This window comes from Neisseriaceae bacterium CLB008 (assembly GCA_041228285.1).
Taxonomy (GTDB): Bacteria; Pseudomonadota; Gammaproteobacteria; order Burkholderiales; family Neisseriaceae; genus JAGNPU01.
The window spans coordinates 2,248,281-2,265,801 of the sequence record CP166133.1 but is presented as its reverse complement, the minus strand read 5'-3'; the positions used below and the strand labels follow the sequence as shown (position 1 = coordinate 2,265,801).

At 53.0% G+C, this 17,521-nt stretch carries 11 protein-coding genes and 2 tRNA genes; 6 read left to right on the top strand and 7 right to left on the bottom strand.

The window, feature by feature from the left end:
• Positions 1 to 12: 12 nt before the first annotated feature.
• On the top strand, positions 13 to 651 hold the full coding sequence (pdxH, locus tag AB8Q18_10430; GenBank protein XDZ52921.1) for a pyridoxamine 5'-phosphate oxidase: 639 nt from the start codon (positions 13 to 15) through the stop codon (positions 649 to 651).
• A gap of 122 nt (positions 652 to 773) precedes the next feature.
• Here the strand turns inward: pdxH and recB are convergent, their stop codons facing one another.
• The 4 genes from recB to nrdR form a co-directional block, all read right to left on the bottom strand.
• Positions 774 to 4,304, bottom strand: coding sequence for an exodeoxyribonuclease V subunit beta (recB, locus tag AB8Q18_10425; protein ID XDZ50602.1), 3,531 nt, complete (start codon positions 4,302 to 4,304; stop codon positions 774 to 776).
• Positions 4,301 to 7,561, bottom strand: a complete 3,261-nt coding sequence (recC, locus tag AB8Q18_10420) for an exodeoxyribonuclease V subunit gamma (protein XDZ50601.1) — start codon at positions 7,559 to 7,561, stop codon at positions 4,301 to 4,303. Before recC ends, recB begins: the two co-directional genes overlap by 4 nt.
• 137 nt (positions 7,562 to 7,698) lie before the next feature.
• Entirely contained in the window at positions 7,699 to 8,766 is a 1,068-nt protein-coding gene (gene ribD, locus AB8Q18_10415; GenBank protein ID XDZ52920.1) for a bifunctional diaminohydroxyphosphoribosylaminopyrimidine deaminase/5-amino-6-(5-phosphoribosylamino)uracil reductase RibD, read from the bottom strand.
• A 140-nt stretch (positions 8,767 to 8,906) separates the two neighbouring features.
• Positions 8,907 to 9,365: a transcriptional regulator NrdR gene (nrdR, locus tag AB8Q18_10410; GenBank protein XDZ50600.1), complete on the bottom strand. Its 459-nt coding sequence runs from the start codon at positions 9,363 to 9,365 to the stop codon at positions 8,907 to 8,909.
• A 337-nt stretch (positions 9,366 to 9,702) separates the two neighbouring features.
• Between nrdR and AB8Q18_10405 the strand changes: the two genes are divergently transcribed.
• The 4 genes from AB8Q18_10405 to AB8Q18_10390 all read left to right on the top strand — a co-directional run bounded on the left by AB8Q18_10405 (position 9,703) and on the right by AB8Q18_10390 (position 12,147).
• Positions 9,703 to 9,787, top strand: a tRNA-Leu gene (locus tag AB8Q18_10405).
• A 608-nt stretch (positions 9,788 to 10,395) separates the two neighbouring features.
• Positions 10,396 to 10,480, top strand: a tRNA-Leu gene (locus AB8Q18_10400).
• 634 nt (positions 10,481 to 11,114) lie between these two features.
• Positions 11,115 to 11,507: a VOC family protein gene (locus AB8Q18_10395; protein XDZ50599.1), complete on the top strand. Its 393-nt coding sequence runs from the start codon at positions 11,115 to 11,117 to the stop codon at positions 11,505 to 11,507.
• A 40-nt stretch (positions 11,508 to 11,547) separates the two neighbouring features.
• Positions 11,548 to 12,147 (top strand): hypothetical protein, encoded by a 600-nt coding sequence (locus tag AB8Q18_10390; protein XDZ50598.1) that lies wholly within the window; start codon positions 11,548 to 11,550, stop codon positions 12,145 to 12,147.
• A gap of 71 nt (positions 12,148 to 12,218) precedes the next feature.
• Here the strand turns inward: AB8Q18_10390 and AB8Q18_10385 are convergent, their stop codons facing one another.
• Together AB8Q18_10385 and typA are read right to left on the bottom strand one after the other, a co-directional pair.
• Positions 12,219 to 12,689 carry a hypothetical protein gene (locus tag AB8Q18_10385; GenBank protein XDZ50597.1) on the bottom strand — a complete coding sequence of 157 codons (471 nt, stop codon included), beginning with the start codon at positions 12,687 to 12,689 and terminating at the stop codon, positions 12,219 to 12,221.
• A 119-nt stretch (positions 12,690 to 12,808) separates the two neighbouring features.
• Complete coding sequence (gene typA / locus AB8Q18_10380) at positions 12,809 to 14,623, bottom strand: translational GTPase TypA (protein XDZ50596.1); 1,815 nt, start codon at positions 14,621 to 14,623, stop codon at positions 12,809 to 12,811.
• A gap of 367 nt (positions 14,624 to 14,990) precedes the next feature.
• Here typA and radC point away from each other — a divergent pair, with 367 nt between their 5' ends.
• Entirely contained in the window at positions 14,991 to 15,686 is a 696-nt protein-coding gene (gene radC, locus AB8Q18_10375; GenBank protein XDZ50595.1) for a DNA repair protein RadC, read from the top strand.
• A 138-nt stretch (positions 15,687 to 15,824) separates the two neighbouring features.
• On the opposite strand, the gene mpl is transcribed toward radC, so the two are convergent.
• Positions 15,825 to 17,201, bottom strand: coding sequence for a UDP-N-acetylmuramate:L-alanyl-gamma-D-glutamyl-meso-diaminopimelate ligase (gene mpl, locus AB8Q18_10370; GenBank protein ID XDZ50594.1), 1,377 nt, complete (start codon positions 17,199 to 17,201; stop codon positions 15,825 to 15,827).
• Positions 17,202 to 17,521: the final 320 nt, after the last annotated feature.

Genomic DNA, 17,521 nt, shown 5'->3' with positions numbered 1-17,521 from the left:
CAGAGAATGAGTTTGGATTTACACGAGATCAGACAGGATTACTCTAAGAAGGAGCTGTCCATTAAAGAGTGTTTGCCGTCGCCGGTGAGTCAGTTTGAAGTGTGGTTAAAAGAAGCCATGAATGCTCAAGTAAACGAGCCCACGGCCATGAATTTGGCCACGGTCGGCGCCGATGGTCGACCGACGGCGCGGGTGGTGTTGCTCAAAGAAGTGGCTGAGGGCGGCTTTGTGTTCTTTACCAATTACGAAAGCCGTAAAGGCCAGGCCTTAGGCGCTCATCCATTTGCGGCGCTGACGTTTTTTTGGCCGGAGCTAGAGCGCTCGGTGCGGATTGAGGGCACGGTGGCCAAGGCCAGCGAAGCTGTTTCAGATGAGTATTTTGCGTCCCGGCCCTATGCCTCTCGAGTGGGCGCTTGGGCCAGTGAACAAAGTAAAACCATCATCGGTAAATCGGTCTTGGTGACTCGTGCGGCTCAGTTTGGGTTAAAACACCCTATGTCGGTGCCGCGTCCACCTCATTGGGGTGGCTATGTACTGACCCCCGATCGGGTTGAATTTTGGCAAGGGCGGCCGAGTCGCCTGCATGATCGGGTGGTGTATTTATTAAACCCGGATCACAATGAGTGGGAAAAAGAGCGCTTAGCGCCTTAGGTTAATATGGTTGAACGAACAGGCCACGACGCATTGTCGTGGCCTGTTCGTTTTGTTTACTAGGGAGGCGCTGCCTAGCCACCGCCTTATTTAAAACTAAGTTAAAGAGACACTTCAGCAGCCTATTCGCTCAAACAGGCCTCTAGCTGCAGCAGCAGCGCCTCGTCTAAATCCCAGGACCAAATGCCATTTTGGCTTTCGGGTAGCAGGCCGCGTAAAAATAAATAGCGAATGTGTAGCGCCGGCAGCGCCATGTGGCGGCTACGGAAATAGCGGCGGGTGGCGACGGCGTAGAGCATGGCCTGTAAATAATAATGGTGTTCTGCCATGGCACCCACTAGCGCTTCGGGCGTGTAGCGCTCGCTCTCATAGCCTAGGTGATTGGATTTATAGTCGATGACGTAAACCGCGCCCTGTTCGTCTTGGCAAATCAGGTCAATGAAGCCGTTGATGTAGCCATTGACCTCTTTAAACGTGAGGGCGTCGATGGCCTGATGCATGGCCTCGGGTAGGCCGAACTGGCTTTGGCGTAGGGTGTGTTTTAACTGTTGCAGATTAAACCCTTGGGCCGAAAACAGGAAGTTGAGTTCGTCTAGTCGCTTACCCGGCTCAATCGCGCGTAGCTGGCTATGTCCAGCCGCGTTTAAATAGGCGCTGCTGGTGGCGTCTAACATCGGCATCAGCGGTTCGTACCAGCTGGGCTCGAAGCCGCTTTGGGCCAAAATGTCGCGCAAGGTATCGATATTAGGCTGATCGGCGGCGGCCAAGCGGAAGTCGTAATGCTCCAATAGACTATGCAGGCAAACGCCGGCATGGGCGCCTTTGGGAAAGGTGAACGAAGTGGGCGTGTCTAAATCGACGGCAGTCGAGAGGGTTTCCACGCTTTGTGTGCTGTGTTCGGCTGGGTCGAGCTGAGGCATGACGTCATCCGAGTTGCTGATGCTTTGGGTGTGGCGGCTGAGGCTGGAAAAGCTGGTGTGCAGCACAAACGGGCGAGGGCTCGCGGTGTAGTGGCGCGCCTGATGGCGCTCGCTGGCGTGGGCCTGAGGCACCTGTAGGGGGTCGTCTTGCGGCTGAGGCTGGCGCTGAAAATAGCGGCCTTCTGCATCAAAATTTAAAGGCTGCTCGGCCAATAGGTATTGAATGGCGCTGTGTTCGGCCGTTTCCGGGTTGCCTAAATTCAGCACCAGCAGTTCTTTCGCGCGGGTTAGGGCGACATACAGTAGGCGCAGCTGTTCAGCCTGCTGTTCCAGCAACACCTGTTCACGGTCTGCGTCGCTGACCTGTTCTTCGGTTAAGAGTAGGGTGCCTTTTTGCGCGTGATGAAGGCTGTAAAAAGCCTGTTGTTGGCGGCTAGGTGATTTGGCGTCCCACAAATAAGGACAATACACCAAGGGATATTGCAGGCCTTTGGAGGCATGAATGGTGATGATCTTCACCAGATGCTCATCGCTCTCTAGGCGCAGCTGCGCCGCTTCGGAGCGGGCCTTGCCTTCATGAGCGGCGATGATTTGCTGCTGTAGCCATTCGTGGAGGCCATGAATGCTGAAGTGCTTCGGTGCCTCTTCCGACAGTAATTCCATCATCTGGGTCAGATTGGTGAGGCTGCGCTCTTGTCGTTGGCTGAGCAGCCGCGCTTGAACCTGATGGCGGGCCGTGAAGTGCTGGTAGGCATAAAACACGCCTTTTCGTTGCCATAAGTCGTGGGCCTGCTGCGCCTCTTCAATCAGCTGTAGGGCCTGTGCTTCATTTTGGTTGAGGGCATAAATGGCCTCGGCGCTGTAGCCAAAAAATAGATTAGCCAGCACCAGCCGCATGCTGGCGTTGTGGGTCGGATTAAGCCACCAGCTGAGCAGCTCATAAATCGCCTTGGCCTCGCTGCTGGCGAAGACGGATTCTTGGCTGAGGGACACAGAGTCGATGTGGCGCTGGCGCAGCGCTTGGGCGATTTGTTTGCCCTGATTGTGGGTGCTGACCAGTACCGCAATGTCGCCGGCCTGTAGCGGCGCATCGCCGAGGCGATAATGGCCGTTGGCCGCAGTGGTTAATTTGACGGCGATGTCTTGGGCGCAATAATCAGCCGAGCGGGCTCGAGCCACGTCTTTATTGAGGTTGGGCTTGTCGTCGTCGGCTGTGTTTAGGCTATAGACCTGAATCGGGGTATCGTAGGGCGACACCACAGGATCGGCGCGGTGGGCCTTGACCTCGTTATAGCTAATATAGGGCAGTAAAAAAGGCTGCGGATGGCGCGTAAACAGCTGGCCAATGCCCTCAACCAAGGCTTGGTGGCTGCGAAAGTTGGTGGCTAAGGTGTAGCGATGATCGGCCGATTGGGCGGCTTCTAAATAGGCAAAAATGTCGGCGCCGCGAAATTTATAAATGGCCTGTTTGGGGTCGCCTACCAAAAACAGCGGCCGTTGGTTGGCGACAAAGGCACGCTGGAAAATGTCGTATTGAATTGGATCGGTGTCTTGGAACTCATCGATCAAGGCCACCTGCCATTCTTGCGCCATGCTGGCCGCCAGGGCTGGGCCTTGCTGCTCATGGCTGATGGCTTGGCCTAAGTCTAAGAGTAAATCATCAAAACGGCGTTGCTGATGGGTGCGGTTATAGGCCAGCATGCCGTCGTTGAGAAAGGCTAAAAAGGCCAGCTTCAGTCGGGTTAATTCATCGTTTACGGCGTTTTGGTAGCCCGACAGTGCGCGCAATAATGGCCCCAGTGGTAGAAACGCGCTGAGGTCTTGTAGCTGCTCAGCCATGCCTTTTTTGGCACCGGCCACCAAGGCTTCAGGGTCTAGCTTTAACAGATTGGCCTGCTGCGGCAGCAGGCGATGGACGTCCTGTTCTTGCTTGGCTCGAAGCAGGGTTTGAAACACGGCCTCGAAGGTGGTTTTGCGGTATTTATTGCCGTTGAGGCAGGCGTGAATGGCCCAAAACTGATCGCTCATGGCGCCGATGTCAGCCTCACTGAGGCTGTGCCACTGGGTTTGTAGTCGCTCAACGGCGTTGGCGAGGCTGCTTTCTGGCTGGTCGGTGATCAAATAAGGCTTACTCAGATGGGCTTTGATGGCCATTAATAAGGCTTGTGGATCGAGCTGGTGTTGATACACCAGTTGCGCCCAGATGGCGTCGTGGCTGACGTGGTGGCGCCAAAAGTCTTCGGCTAGGCGCAGCAAGACGTCATCCTGCTCTTGCACCAGCTTGACCTGAAACGGGCTGGCGCAGACAAAGGCGCTGTCTTTTAAGACCCGCTGGCAAAAGCCGTGAATGGTGTAAATGGCGGCGTTGTCAAACTGGCTGATGGCCGCTTTGAGGCGCAAAACCTGTTGGGGGACAGGCTCTTCGAGCTGGCCTAGGAGGGTGATTAAAAATTCATCCACCTGATCGTTACTGAGGCGACCTTCTAGATAATACAGAGCCTCGTTTAAACGCGCCCGCAGTCGGCTTTTAAGTTCGGCCGTGGCGGCGCGGGTGTAGGTCACCACCAAAATACTGGCCACGGGCAGACGCTGCTGTAGAACCAGCCGTAGGTAAAGGGCGGCAATGCTCCAGGTTTTGCCGGTGCCAGCGCTGGCCTCAACCAGATTAACGCCCGCAATGGGTACCGTCAGTGGGTCAAAAGGCTGGTAGGCAGGGGGGGCGGCTATGCTCATTCGTGTTGTCCTAAGGTCAATACCGGCACCAAAAGGTCGGTGACCAAGCGCATAAATTCTGGGTCGTCTATCGGGTCATGGCCGGCGAACACCATGGCAACTTCTTGGTCTTGCTGTTGGCCTGGGCTGTGGTGGTTGCCGATAAAGCGCTGATAGGCGGTTTTTACGGCCCGTTCTTGCGCCTGTGGTTCGCTGTCGGTTTTTTGTAGGGTTTCCCAATAGGCTTCGGCACAGGATAAGGACGTGCGGGCAAAAAACGGCAGTGGCCGCGCTAGCCCCGCATGATAATAAGCCAGCCACTGCTCGAGTAGATTATGCGCCTGTGGCTGCGGCAGCTCGGCATAGGTTTGGCTGACGCTGTTGCCGTCTTTATCCATGTAAAATACGTGGGTTTCATAAGCGTCGGGGCCTGTGGGCCTAACCGCATTGAGGACAAGGTGCAGCAATAGCTGGTTAATGCGCATGGGCGCGTTCATGCTTTGCGCCGCTAAAAATACTTGACCGGCCTGATGCAGCTCTCCCAGATAGCCGCTGATGAGGGTGTCGTTGACCCTGATTTGAATGGGCGTGTGCGGTAGCTTAGGGCTGAGAATGGCGTCGGGTAAGGCCAGCTTTTTGATGCTGTGCTGGGCGGCCTCGTTGATTAAAACGCCCAGCTCGCCCACAGGGAGGGCGTCGATGGCCTGTAGGTAGGCGCTGGTGTCGGCGTAGTCGTGATGAGCCAGTTTGGCCTGTAAAAAGGCTTGATGCACTCGGGCCTGCTGGCCTGAGTCGAGGCTGAAAGGCTCATGCGGGGTTTGGTCTTTGCCCCAATAGGTCGGGTAGAGGCCTAGCGTTTGGTTAAGCCAGGCGCGCACAGGATTACGCCAAAAGCTGAGGAGGTCGTTTAACGCCAATTGGGGCGATGCGTCTTGCTCGATGCTGAGGGCGTTTAAAAACGGTTGCGGCTCTGTCTCGGGTTGATTCAGGGCGGCGGCTAGGTCTTCGTCGTAGCTGATGAGGCGTGGATTATGCGCGTTGAAATAGCTTTTGGAAAAAGGCTGTAGTGGATGCGCGATGACCCAGTGGTCGTGCAGATCTTGCGGCAGTGCGCCGGTCATATTGGCCACCGTGTCGATGAGTTCGCTGACCAAGGTCGAGGGGGGCAGCGGGTCGTTGTTTTTAATGCTGCGGCCAACGTAGGAGAGATACAGCACTTCACGGGCGCTCATCAGGGCTTCTAAAAAGAGGTATTGGTCGTCATTGCGGCGGGAGCGATCGCCCTTTTTGGGATGGGCAGCGATTAAATCAAAGCTGTCGGCTTTTTCATCGCGTGGAAACTCGCCGTCGTTGAGGCCGATCAGGCACAGCACTTTAAACGGCAGGCTGCGCATCGGCACCATGCTGCAAAAAGTGATGCCGCCGCGTAAAAAGCTGGCGTCGTTTTTGCTATCCAGATAGCGCAAAATGTGGGCTTTAACGATGGGAAAGCCGACCGTCAGCTCATGGCTTTGGGCCAAGTGTACGCTTTCGATGAGTTTTTGCAGGCTTTGTTGCAAATGGCCGTCGGCGGTTTGGTCGTCGTCGGCAAATAAAAATAAGGCCTGGATGCTGTCTTGGATGCGCTGCCACCAGTCGTCCATGCTGGCGGGCTGCTGCCAAGCCTGATGAATGCTGCCTAAGGTGCGTAAGAGGGTGCTGAACTGGGCCAGCACCGTCATGTGTTGATGGCTGAGGCCGCTGGGCGCCTTATTGGCCCACAGCAAAGGGCTGCCGTTGCTGTGGTGGCTGGGGAGCATAAAGCCGAGAATCAGCCGCTCTAAACCCTGAGCCCAGGTAAAGGCATCGTCTTGGCCACCGTATTGGCGCCGCATGGTTTCGTCTAGGCCCCAGTGGATGTTCATTTGGGTGATGTGTTGGCGAATGACGTCAATGTCGCGCTCGGTCAAATCAAAGCGTCGCCGCAGTGGCTCAGCATCGAGCAGTGCCAACACCTGATCCAGTTCGAAACGACCGTCCAATAACTCTAAGAGCGCCGCGAAGGCGAAGAGAAACGGATGGCTGCTGAGGATCTTGGTGTCGGTTAAGGTAAAAGGCAAATAGGGCTGGTCGTCATGCTGGCCAAATAGGGCGTCGATAAAGGGCGCATAAGCGTCAATATTCGGAGTGAGCACGGCAATGTCTTGGTAGCTGAGGCTGGGATCGGCCTCGAGACGTGCCAGCAGCTGGTTTTTCAGAATTTGTAGTTCGCGTAGCGGGCTGTGGGCGCTGTGGATTTGAATCGAGCCATCGTGTAGTCGTGCCTGATGGCTGGCGTCAGGCAGACGTAAATGCAATAGGTCACCTTGTAGCTGTTGCAGCAATGTGCCGTCAGGCGTTTCTTCGAAGACGTCAATGTCGTGGCCCACCGTCATGTCGACGGCGAGGGCATCAAAGAAGTCACGGCCTTGCTTGCCTAGTGACGCCAATAAGGGATGGCCAGTTTCTAAAAGGGATTGTTGTTCGGGCGGCAGCTGTAAAATCATCGCCGGTTCAATCACGTGGCCCCAGTGTTCCGCACTCGGATTCAGGGCAAATAAATGCACGTCAATATACTGGGCCAGTTGATTAAACAGCTCAATGTACATGGGGGCCAGCGTGGCGATGCCAAAAATGTTGATGCGCTCTGGCAGGCGGCCATCGACTTGGGCCTGAGGCAGTGCCGCCAATAGCTGATCCCACATACGCACCCGATGCGGCGCCGGATGCTCGCTTAGGTATTGCCAGAGGCGTGCTTGCCAAGGCTCGTGTTCGCCCAGATCGTTCAGTCGACCCGCTTCCCATGTTTGAATCCAATGAGGGCGATACACCAAGTATTGGTCAAAAATATCCGCCAGCTTGTTGGCAAGATCGAAGGCGGCCTCTTCGCCCAGAGCCAAATAATGGCGCAGCGGTTCAAAAACGGGGTCGATGCTGGGGGCGCTAGGGTGTAGGTGGGCTTGGAAGTAGGCAAACAGGCGCCAAGCCATGGCTTCGGTAGCAAATGGGCTATTGGGTTGCAGGCCAGGCAAGACAGACACCATCAGTTGCCAGCTAAAGCTGGCCGGCAGGGTGAGCTTGAGGTTGGCGGCAATGCCGATTTCTTGAGCCAAAAAAACGTGTAGGTAGCGGCCCATGCCTCGGCTTTGCACCACAATCTGCTCTTTCGCAAACGGATTGCTTAAGGGCTGATTTTTTTGAAACGCCGTAAACGTGTGGGCTAGGTTTTCAAGGCGGTTAGACTGGTGTAAATAAAGCATGGGCAATAGGCTATGAGGTGGGCATCGATGGCCCATTATCACCTAGCTGCTCCTTCCATGCAATCAACCCTATAGGGCATGAAAAAGCCCGAATCAAAGGGATTCAGGCCGCGTTTGATTTGGGCGTGGGTGCAGGGCTAGGGCTGCGGGTGCAGTATCCATTTACTGTCGGCGCCGACAAGGGTGAGGCTTTGGGTCACCCACTGGCTACAGTCGGCCAAAACAGTGGCTTCGTCTAGGGCAAACAGCCCTTGGGCCTGATGGCCCAGAATTTTGGGCGCCTGGAACAGCACGATTTCATCCACCAGATTGGCCTGTAAAAAGGCGCCGTTGAGGATGCTGCCGGCTTCTACCATGAGCTCGCCAATGCCTAAAGCCGCCAGTTTAGTAACCGCGTCGAGTAAGTCTAAACGGTCGTTAACCAACGCCACCACAATGACTTGAACGCCACGATCTAAATAGGGCTGGTGTTGGGCAGCGTCGTTGACGGCTGTCATGATGAGGGTGGGGGCCTGGTGGGTGTCGAGGACTTGGGCGGTGAGGGGGGTGCGTAAATGGGTGTCTAACACCACGCGCGTGGGTTGGCGTAGCGTGGTCATTTCCCGTACGGTGAGTCTAGGGTCGTCGGCTAAAACCGTGCCTACGCCGGTGAGAACGGCGCAGCTTTGGGCGCGTAAGGCCTGCACTTCTTGGCGCGCCTCTGGGCCAGTGATCCATTGGCTGGCGCCGTTGTTGAGTGCGGTTTTACCGTCTAGGCTGGCGGCGCATTTTAAGAAGATAAACGGGCGTTGGCGCTCAATGCGGGATAAAAACCCACGATTCAGCGCGCGTGCGTCTTCTTCCAAGAGGCCGACTTGCGTGATGATGCCGGCCTGTTCCAGCATTTTCTGGCCGTTGCCGGCCACCAGTGGGTTGGGGTCGAGCTGTGCCATTACCACGCGGCTGATCTTGGCGTCGATTAAGGCTTGGGCACAGGGTGGCGTGCGGCCGTAGTGGCTACAAGGCTCTAGGGTGACGTAGGCTGTGGCGCCTTCGGCGGCATCGCCTGCCTGGGCTAGGGCGTGAACTTCGGCGTGAGGGGTGCCGGCCTGAAGATGAAAGCCTTCGCCAATGATCTGATTATCTTTGCTGATGACGCAGCCTACGCGAGGGTTGGGGCTGGTGCTGTTTTTGCCTTTTTCGGCCAGATGCAGCGCGCGGCACATGGTTTGTTGGTCGAATAGGCTAAAGGGTTGGGCATCCGGCGCGGTAATGAAATCAGACAAGGGAGGGCTTTCTATAAGGTGACGACCCTTTATTAGACGACAAGCGCACTGAAAAGTGCGCTTGTCGTCGGGACATTGGTTTATTTGTTTTCTTGGTCTAGCGTGGCGATGGTGTGGGTAAACTCATCTACGTCGGCAAAGCTTCGGTATACCGAAGCAAAACGGACATAGGCCACTTTATCTAGCTTGGCCAGTTCGGCCATGACCATTTCGCCCAGCGCGCGCGAAGTTACCTCGCGCTCGCCTAGTTGTAGCAGCTGTTGGATGATGCGGGCCACGGCTTCATCTACTAAGTGGGTTGAAACGGGTCGTTTGTGTAAGGCGCGCTCAAAGCTGGTTTGCAGCTTTTGCGGGTCAAACTCAGTGCGTTGGCCCGTGCTTTTGATGATATTGGGCAGACGCACCTCGGCGGTTTCAAACGTGTTAAAGCGTTTGTCGCACACGGCGCAACGACGGCGTCGACGCACGCTGTTGGTCTCTTCGATTAAACGAGAATCGACCACCTGTGTTTCAGTATGGGCACAAAATGGACATTTCATAGCGTATCAATATCAATAGTTATAAGTCATCAGAGTCCCTATTCTAATAGAAAATCATGCTTGATGGGAGTGGGTGCTGAAAAAATAGTCAGAAATAAGGGGAGTGTGCGTGGTAAAACTGCTCAGTTCAAGGAGCTGACTAGGGCTTGGGGGCCTTTAAAAGGAAGGGTTTGAGAGAAGGGGCGAAAATAATTGCTGTAATAGGGTTTTGATTTGCCATGGATAATTGTTGATTTGCCCTGAGGTGAATGAAAATAATGCAAAAGGGGCTTGCTAATGCGTGTATCTTTGCCTATAATTCGTTTCCTCAGTAAGGCGAATACGCCAAAGCTGAAATGCGAGAGTGGCGAAATTGGTAGACGCACTGGATTTAGGTTCCAGCGGGGCGACCCGTGAGAGTTCGAGTCTCTCCTTTCGCACCAATTCTAAAAAACCCAAATACGAAAGTATTTGGGTTTTTTACATTTAATATATTAAGTATGGTTTGATTCAGGCTCCAGCGGTGCGACCCGCAAGCGTTCGAGTCTCTCTTTCACGCCACGCTAAAACCCCCAGTACGAAAGTGTTCGGGGGTTTTACATTTAATATATATTGAATATATCAGGTATGGTTTGATTCAGGTTCCAGCGGTGCGGCCCGAAAGCGTTCGAGTCTCTCTTTTCACGCCACGCTAAAACCCCCAGTACGAATGTATTTGGGGTTTTTACATTTAATATATTAAGTATGGTTTGATTCAGGTTCCAGCGGTGCGACCCGCAAGCTTGTAGGGTGGGTAAAGCGCAGCGTGCCCACCGTTTTGCATCATTTTTTTCATAATGTTTCGGTTGTTTCGCTATTGATTGATGGTTTGCTGTAGAAGCGTGGCTGGATTCTGCAAGTAGGGTAGCGCTACTAGGATGCTGCTTGATGGGCATTAATGGTGAAGGGTTTGGGGGCTATCTGTAGGGGTTTGTTTAAAAGGGCTTGTAAGCTAAGAGGACTTATCTTATAATTCCTTTCCTCAGTTCGGCGAATAAGCTAAAGCTGAAAAGCGAAAGTGGCGAAATTGGTAGACGCACTGGATTTAGGTTCCAGCGGGGCGACCCGTGAGAGTTCGAGTCTCTCCTTTCGCACCAATTCTAAAACCCCCAAATACGAAAGTATTTGGGGGTTTTGCATTAAATATATTAAGTATGGTTTGATTCAGGTCCCAGCGGTGCAACCCGCAAGCGTTCGAGTCTCTCCTTTCGCACCAATTTAAAAACCCCCAAATACGAAAGTGTTTGGGGGTTTTGCATTTAATATATTAAGTATGGTTTGATTCAGGTTCCAGCGGTGCAACCGGCAAGCGTTCGAGTTTCTGCTTTCGTACCACATTAACCCCCAGTACAAACGTATTGGGGAGTTTTAAACAGAGTGGATTTTAGTGTGGCGATTCACGTGTGCCCAGGCTGCTTTTTTTATACCGGTGGCGCTAAAGTAGTTAGGTTTAATCAAGCTAAGGCTGAGTGGGTTTATTCGATGGGGCGGTAGGGGCATTACCACATAGAGGTACTGCCACAAGCGCTAAGGAGAAGTGTGGCGAGTGCAAAGCTAATGAACGTTTTATTCATGTCATTGTCCTTTTGTGTTTTTGCTAGCTTATCGCAAGCCTGTGTTAAAATCAATATGACATTGAGTTTTTTAAAAAAGGCGGTCGAAAGTACATCTTTTACCGCAAGGGGCAAAAGTTTGCTACGCTGTCAGGATTACTTATTTAAAGGTTAAATCATGAAGTTTGCTTATGCAATTTTGTATGTGCCCGACGTTTTGGCGGCCGTGGATTTTTTTGAACGTGCTTTGGGCGTGTCGCGCCGATTTGTGCATGAATCGCACACGTATGCAGAGTTGGAAACAGGCGCCACGGCTTTGGCTTTTGCCGATCTTGATGCGGCTCATGCCGTTGTGGCTGATGGCTGCGTGTTTGCGCATGAGTCGGCTAAGCCGCTGGGCATGGAGGTGGCTTTTGTGACCGATGATGTGACCGTGGCCTATGAGCGGGCGCTGGGGGCCGGCGCGGTAGCGGTGCTGGTGCCAACGATCAAGCCTTGGGGCCAGACGGTGGCCTATGTGCGCTCGCCAGAGGGCATATTGATTGAATTGTGTACGGCGGTTGGCGCCTGAAGATAGGGCGGATGGCGTGATGAGTGAAAGGAGGGCGTAAATGAAGTGGTTAGGCGTTAAAGTGGCGATGTTGGCTATGCTGCTGGCCGGCTGTAGCAGTACGGTTGCACCTGAATTGAGCCAGCACTATGAGCCGAGTGAATCGGCGCGTATTCGTCTGTTTGGGCAGAATCAAAAACCAACGACGATGTATGTTCAGGCAGCAGATGAGGCGGCGAAACCCATCAAAATCAGCGTGGGTGGCACAATGGGGGAGGCATTTAGCTCTTTTTTGCGTGTGGTGAAGAATCAAAGCCTTGGTATGGCGGCCACGGAGCATACCCGCAACTTACAGCAAAGAGATGGGATTTTATCTAAGGCTTTTTATCGTGAGTTTGTGATTCCTGCCGGGCGCCCGGTTAAGATCAATAATGCCTTTATTGGTTTGAGTAATGTCCACAATAATCAGGTGACGGGGATGCGGCAGGTGACACGAGAGTCTAGCTGTCGTAGCCAGGACATCACGTTTACGCCTCAGGCAGGTAAGGATTATGAGGTTACGACCTATGCTGATGGGCACCGCTGTGTGGTGCAGGTTTTTGAGCTGGTGGGCGGTGGTGATGGCATCGAGGCTGTTTTAGTGCCTGTATCGCAGCCTTAGCCTCTGTTGAATTTATGAAAATCGCCGGCTGGTATGGCCGGCGATTTTTTGTGGGTTATTTCTTCTCGGTCTTATTCGCCATTGCTGATACGCTGCGGAATTTGTCCTAGAAGGGTGCGGGCGGCTTGTCCGATCTTGTCTTGGCTGTCCACTACTTCACGTCCTTGCCAAACGGGTCGGCCGTTTTTGTCTTTAATGCTGAGGCTGACGTAGTTTTGTTCATAGGTACGGGTTTCGTAGCTGTCCCAGAAGGGGTCGTAGCCTATGCCGCCAAAGCCACCGTGGCGTCCGTGACGGCCATAACCGTAGCCCATGCTGATGTTGCTGCGTCGTGGTTCGGTCACGGTGAGCTTACCGCGCTCGATGTTGAAGCAAAGATCGTACTGTGCTTCTTGGGCGGGCACGACGTCTAGATTGACTAGATATAAATCGGTTTTTAAGCTGTCTAGATCGAGATTTTCATAACAGCTAATCGACACGTTGGCGGCCTGTAGGGGTAGGCTCAATAGGGCCAGCGTCGCGGCCATAAGTAATTTATTCATGCGGCAATCCTTAGTGATGGGTTTGCGTTGCGTCTCTTTGTGAGGCAGGGCTGCTTTGATTATAAGGCACCCAGCCAAAAAAAAGCAGCCCGTAGGCTGCTTTTGATCAAGCGTCGTGATTAATCCAATTTCTTGAAGTGTTTGCGACGTTCGTGTTCTTGTAGGTAGCGTTTGCGTAGGCGAATGCTTTGTGGGGTTAATTCCACTAGCTCGTCGTCAGCGATAAACTCTACGGCACTTTCTAGGGTTAGCTTAACAGGGGTAGTCAAGCGAACGGCTTCATCGGTACCGCTGGCGCGAACGTTGGTCAGTTTTTTGCCTTTTAGAGGGTTCACGATCAAGTCGTTGTCACGGCTGTGAATACCGATGATCATGCCTTCGTATAGTTTGTCGCCTGGGCTGATAAACATACGGCCACGGTCTTCTAAGTTCCAGATGGCGTAGGCTACGGCTTCACCGGCTTCTTGAGAAATCAATACGCCATTGTGACGGCCAGGCATGTCGGCTTTAACCGGTGCATAGTCATCAAACACGTGGGCCATTAGGCCAACACCGCGGGTCAAGGTCATGAACTCACCTTGGAAGCCAATCAAACCACGAGCAGGGATGTGGTATTCAAGACGCGTACGGCCTTTGCCGTCGCTTTCCATATTAACCAATTCACCACGACGACGACCTAGCTCTTCCATGATGGCGCCTTGGTTGCTGTCTTCTACGTCTACGGTTAGGTTTTCGTATGGCTCACATTTTTGACCGTCGATTTCACGGAACACCACGCGTGGTTTGGCTACGGCTAGCTCAAAGCCTTCACGACGCATGCTTTCTAGTAAAATGGTCAAGTGTAGTTCGCCACGACCAGATACGCGGAAGATATCAGCATCTTCAGTGTCTTCTACTTTTAAGGCCACGTTGGTCAATAATTCTTTGTTTAGACGGTCACGAATTTGACGGCTAGTCACAAACTTGCCTTCAGTACCGGCCAATGGTGAGGTGTTCACCATAAAGTCCATGGTCAGAGTCGGTTCGTCAACGGTTAACATTGGTACGCCAACAGGGTTTTCTTTGTCGCAGATGGTCACCCCGATGCCGATTTCGTCGATGCCTGACACGATGATGATGTCACCGGCTTGGGCTTCTTCAACCTCAACACGCTCTAGGCCTTTAATGCCTAAAACTTGGTTGATGCGGCCAGTAGCAACCTGTTTGTCGTGTTCCATGATGGCAACAGCTTGGCCTGATTTGATACGGCCATTCAATACGCGGCCAATGCCTAAGCGACCTGTGTAGGTTGAGTAGTCAAGGGCAGAGATTTGTAGCTGTAAAGGCGCGCTGGCATCACCAGATGGTTCTGGGGTGTGCGCAATAATGGTTTCGAATAGAGGACGCATGTCGCTAGATTCATCTTCTTCTTCTAGTTTCGCAAAGCCGTTAAGGCCAGATGCGTAAATGATCGGGAAGTCTAGCTGTTCGTCAGAGGCGCCAAGCTGGTCGAATAGTTCGAACGTTTGGTCAATCACCCAGCCCGGGCGCGCGCCTGGGCGGTCAACTTTGTTGATCACCACGATTGGGCGTAGGCCAAGAGCCAAGGCTTTTTTGGTCACAAAACGGGTTTGTGGCATGGGGCCTTCTTGGGCATCAACTAGCAGAACCACGCCATCAACCATGCCCATCACACGTTCTACTTCACCACCGAAGTCGGCGTGACCTGGGGTGTCAACGATGTTGATGTGAATGCCTTCGTAATCAACCGAAGTGTTTTTGGCCAGAATGGTAATGCCACGTTCTTTTTCAATGTCACCACTGTCCATCACGCGTTCAACCACTTGCTGGTTGTCGCGGAAGGTGCCGGCTTGACGAAGTAATTGGTCGACTAGAGTCGTTTTGCCATGATCGACGTGGGCGATGATGGCGACGTTACGGATATTTTTGCTCATGTTATTTATTGCTTTGACTTTGAATAAATGGGGGGAAATAAGTTAAGTCGGCCATTCTAACACTAAATTGCGAGATCTGTTTTATTTTTCTTGAATAATCATAAGTAGATGAATGATTTATTTTGTTTTTTGGGTCAGAAAAACGAACGTTTTCAAGGTGTAAAAACCCTGATTTAGGACAAGGTAAAGTGCATTAAGAAAATTGAAGTAAATAAGCTGTTTTGTGGTATTTGTGGTCTTAAATGCTTGTGTGGTCAGTGTTATGCTTTTATCATAACGGTTGATTTATAGGGCGGTAGCCGTTTGGTGGGGTATAGAGGCGGCGATGTGGTTCTATAGCAAGATGGATCCTGATTAGGAGAGTGTGATGAGCATTAAGTCTTGGCCTAAAGCCGAACGTCCGCGCGAAAAATTGCTGGAAAAGGGCGTCACAAATTTGAGCGATGCAGAATTGGTGGCGATTTTACTGCGCGTGGGCGTGCCCGGCAGTAGTGCGGTGGCGGTGGCGCGGCAGTTGATTCAAAAACATCAAACCTTGAGCCGTTTGTTTGCGCTGGGTTTGCCCGAATTTACCGCTGAAAAAGGCTTGGGCGTGGCGCAATATGCTCAGTTTGCGGCGGTGAAAGAGGTGGCGAAACGGATATTGAGTGAGGACATTCAAAGCATTGATGTGTGGCATGAGCCCGAACAGGTGCGCCAATATTTACGTTTGCATTTGGCTAATTTAAAGGTTGAGCAGTTTGTGGCGCTGTTTTTGAATCAGCAAAATCAAATCTTGGCGATAGAGGTGTTGAGCGAGGGCACCGTCAATCAGAACGTGGTTTACATTCGAGAAGTGGTGAAGCGAGCGCTGAATCATCACGCCACTGGCTTGATTGTGGCGCATAACCATCCTTCTGGCGGCCTGAAGCCGTCTACGGCCGACATCAACCTCACCCGAAAACTGGCAGAGGCCTTGTTGTTGGTGGATGTGGTGCTGTTAGACCATTTTGTCGTGTCGCCTGCTGGGATTCTATCGCTACAAGAGGCGGGCTATTGGCCCAAAAACAGCCAAAACGCTTGAGGCGGTTTGGCTGTGTTGAATGTCGCTGCATGACGCACTGTATGGTGCTTAGGGCTAGGCTTAACTCACGCTGACTTTACGCGGGGCAGAGAGATGACCCATGGCCGCAGTGGTTTCTGGGCTACTCCCCTCGAACGGTTAAGCCAGTGCGTCCAATAGTTTTTGGTGAATACCGCCAAAGCTGCCGTTGCTCATTACCAGGATGTGGTCGCCAGCTTGGGCGTAGGCGGCAATGTCTGCGACCATTTGCGCTAAATCTTGGGCGACGTGGCATTTGTCGCCTAAAGGTGCAAGGGCTTCATCTACCGCCCAATTGACGCCACCGGCGTAGCAGTAGACTTGGTCGGCGCCGGCCAGCGAGCCAGGCAGAGCGGCTTTCATGGCGCCTAGCTTCATGGTGTTAGAGCGTGGCTCGAGTACGGCGATGATGCGTGCGGCGCCGACTTTGGCGCGTAGGCCGTCCATGGTTAAAGTAATGGCGGTTGGGTGGTGGGCGAAGTCGTCGTAGACGGTGACGTTATTGACGACGCCTTTGGTTTCCATACGGCGCTTCACGTTTTGGAATTGGCTGAGGGCTTCGCAAGAGACTTCAGGCGTGACGCCAATGTGGCGTGCTGCCGCGATACAGGCAATGGCGTTTTGGCGATTGTGTTCGCCCATGAGCGCCCAGGTGATGCGGCCTTGTTTGGCGTCTTGATGGTAAACATCGAAATGACCGCTCACATGATCGATGTTGTCGGTGTGCCAGCCTGATTCGGTGGCAAAATGAGTCACTGGCGTCCATGCCCCCATGGCCAAGGTTTCATCTAGCGCAGGCGCTTGGCCGTTGCTGACGATGAGCCCGTCGCTGGGAATGGTGCGCACTAAATGGTGGAACTGGGTTTGAATCGCCGCCAGATTAGGAAAAATATCTGCATGGTCGTATTCGAGGTTATTTAAAATCGCGGTACGGGGACGGTAATGAACAAATTTGGAGCGTTTGTCAAAAAATGCCGTGTCGTATTCGTCTGCCTCAATCACAAAGAAGGGGCTGGTGCTCTTCGGGTCGAGCGTCGGTGCTTGGGGCAGGCGAGCGGACACGCCGAAGTTTTCAGGCACGCCGCCAATCAAGAAGCCTGGGGCCAAGCCGGCATACTCTAAAACCCACGCCAGCATGCTGGCGGTGGTGGTTTTGCCGTGGGTGCCGGCAACGGCCAAAACCCAGTGATGCTGTAACACCTGTTCTGAGAGCCATTGTGGGCCAGAGATATAAGGCAGGTTTTGATTCAGAATGGCTTCCATCAAGGGGTTGCCACGCTTGACCACGTTGCCAATCACGTAAACGTCGGGGTTTAGTTCTATTTGCTCTGGGGCAAAGCCTTCAATGACTTCAATGCCTAAGGCTTCTAGCTGGGTGCTCATGGGTGGATAAACCTGAGCGTCGCAGCCGGTAACGCGAAAACCGGCTTCTTTAGCGATGGCGGCAATGCCGCCCATAAAGGTGCCGCAAATGCCCACAATATGGATGTGTTTCATGATTGACTCTAGCAGGATCAAAAAAGAATTCATCATAGCTTAATTTCGGCCGTTTGTGTGGTTTGGCGCAGTAGTCAGAAGGCGTTGATGGGCCTATTCGTGCGTGTGGGTTTTCATGGCTGAAGGACGGCATGGCCGATGGGTTTTACTTTAGTAAAAGCGCTATCTGTGGTATGTTTAAGCCTTTAGTGATGGGCTAGTGCAGGTGCGCTGGCTTTAATTTATAACCAGTTGATCGGTGTCAGCATTGCCTTTAATGGACGTTCGCCCTTAAAGCATAGGCATTCAGTTGGTTTGTCCCAATTGCCTTGAGGAGTTTT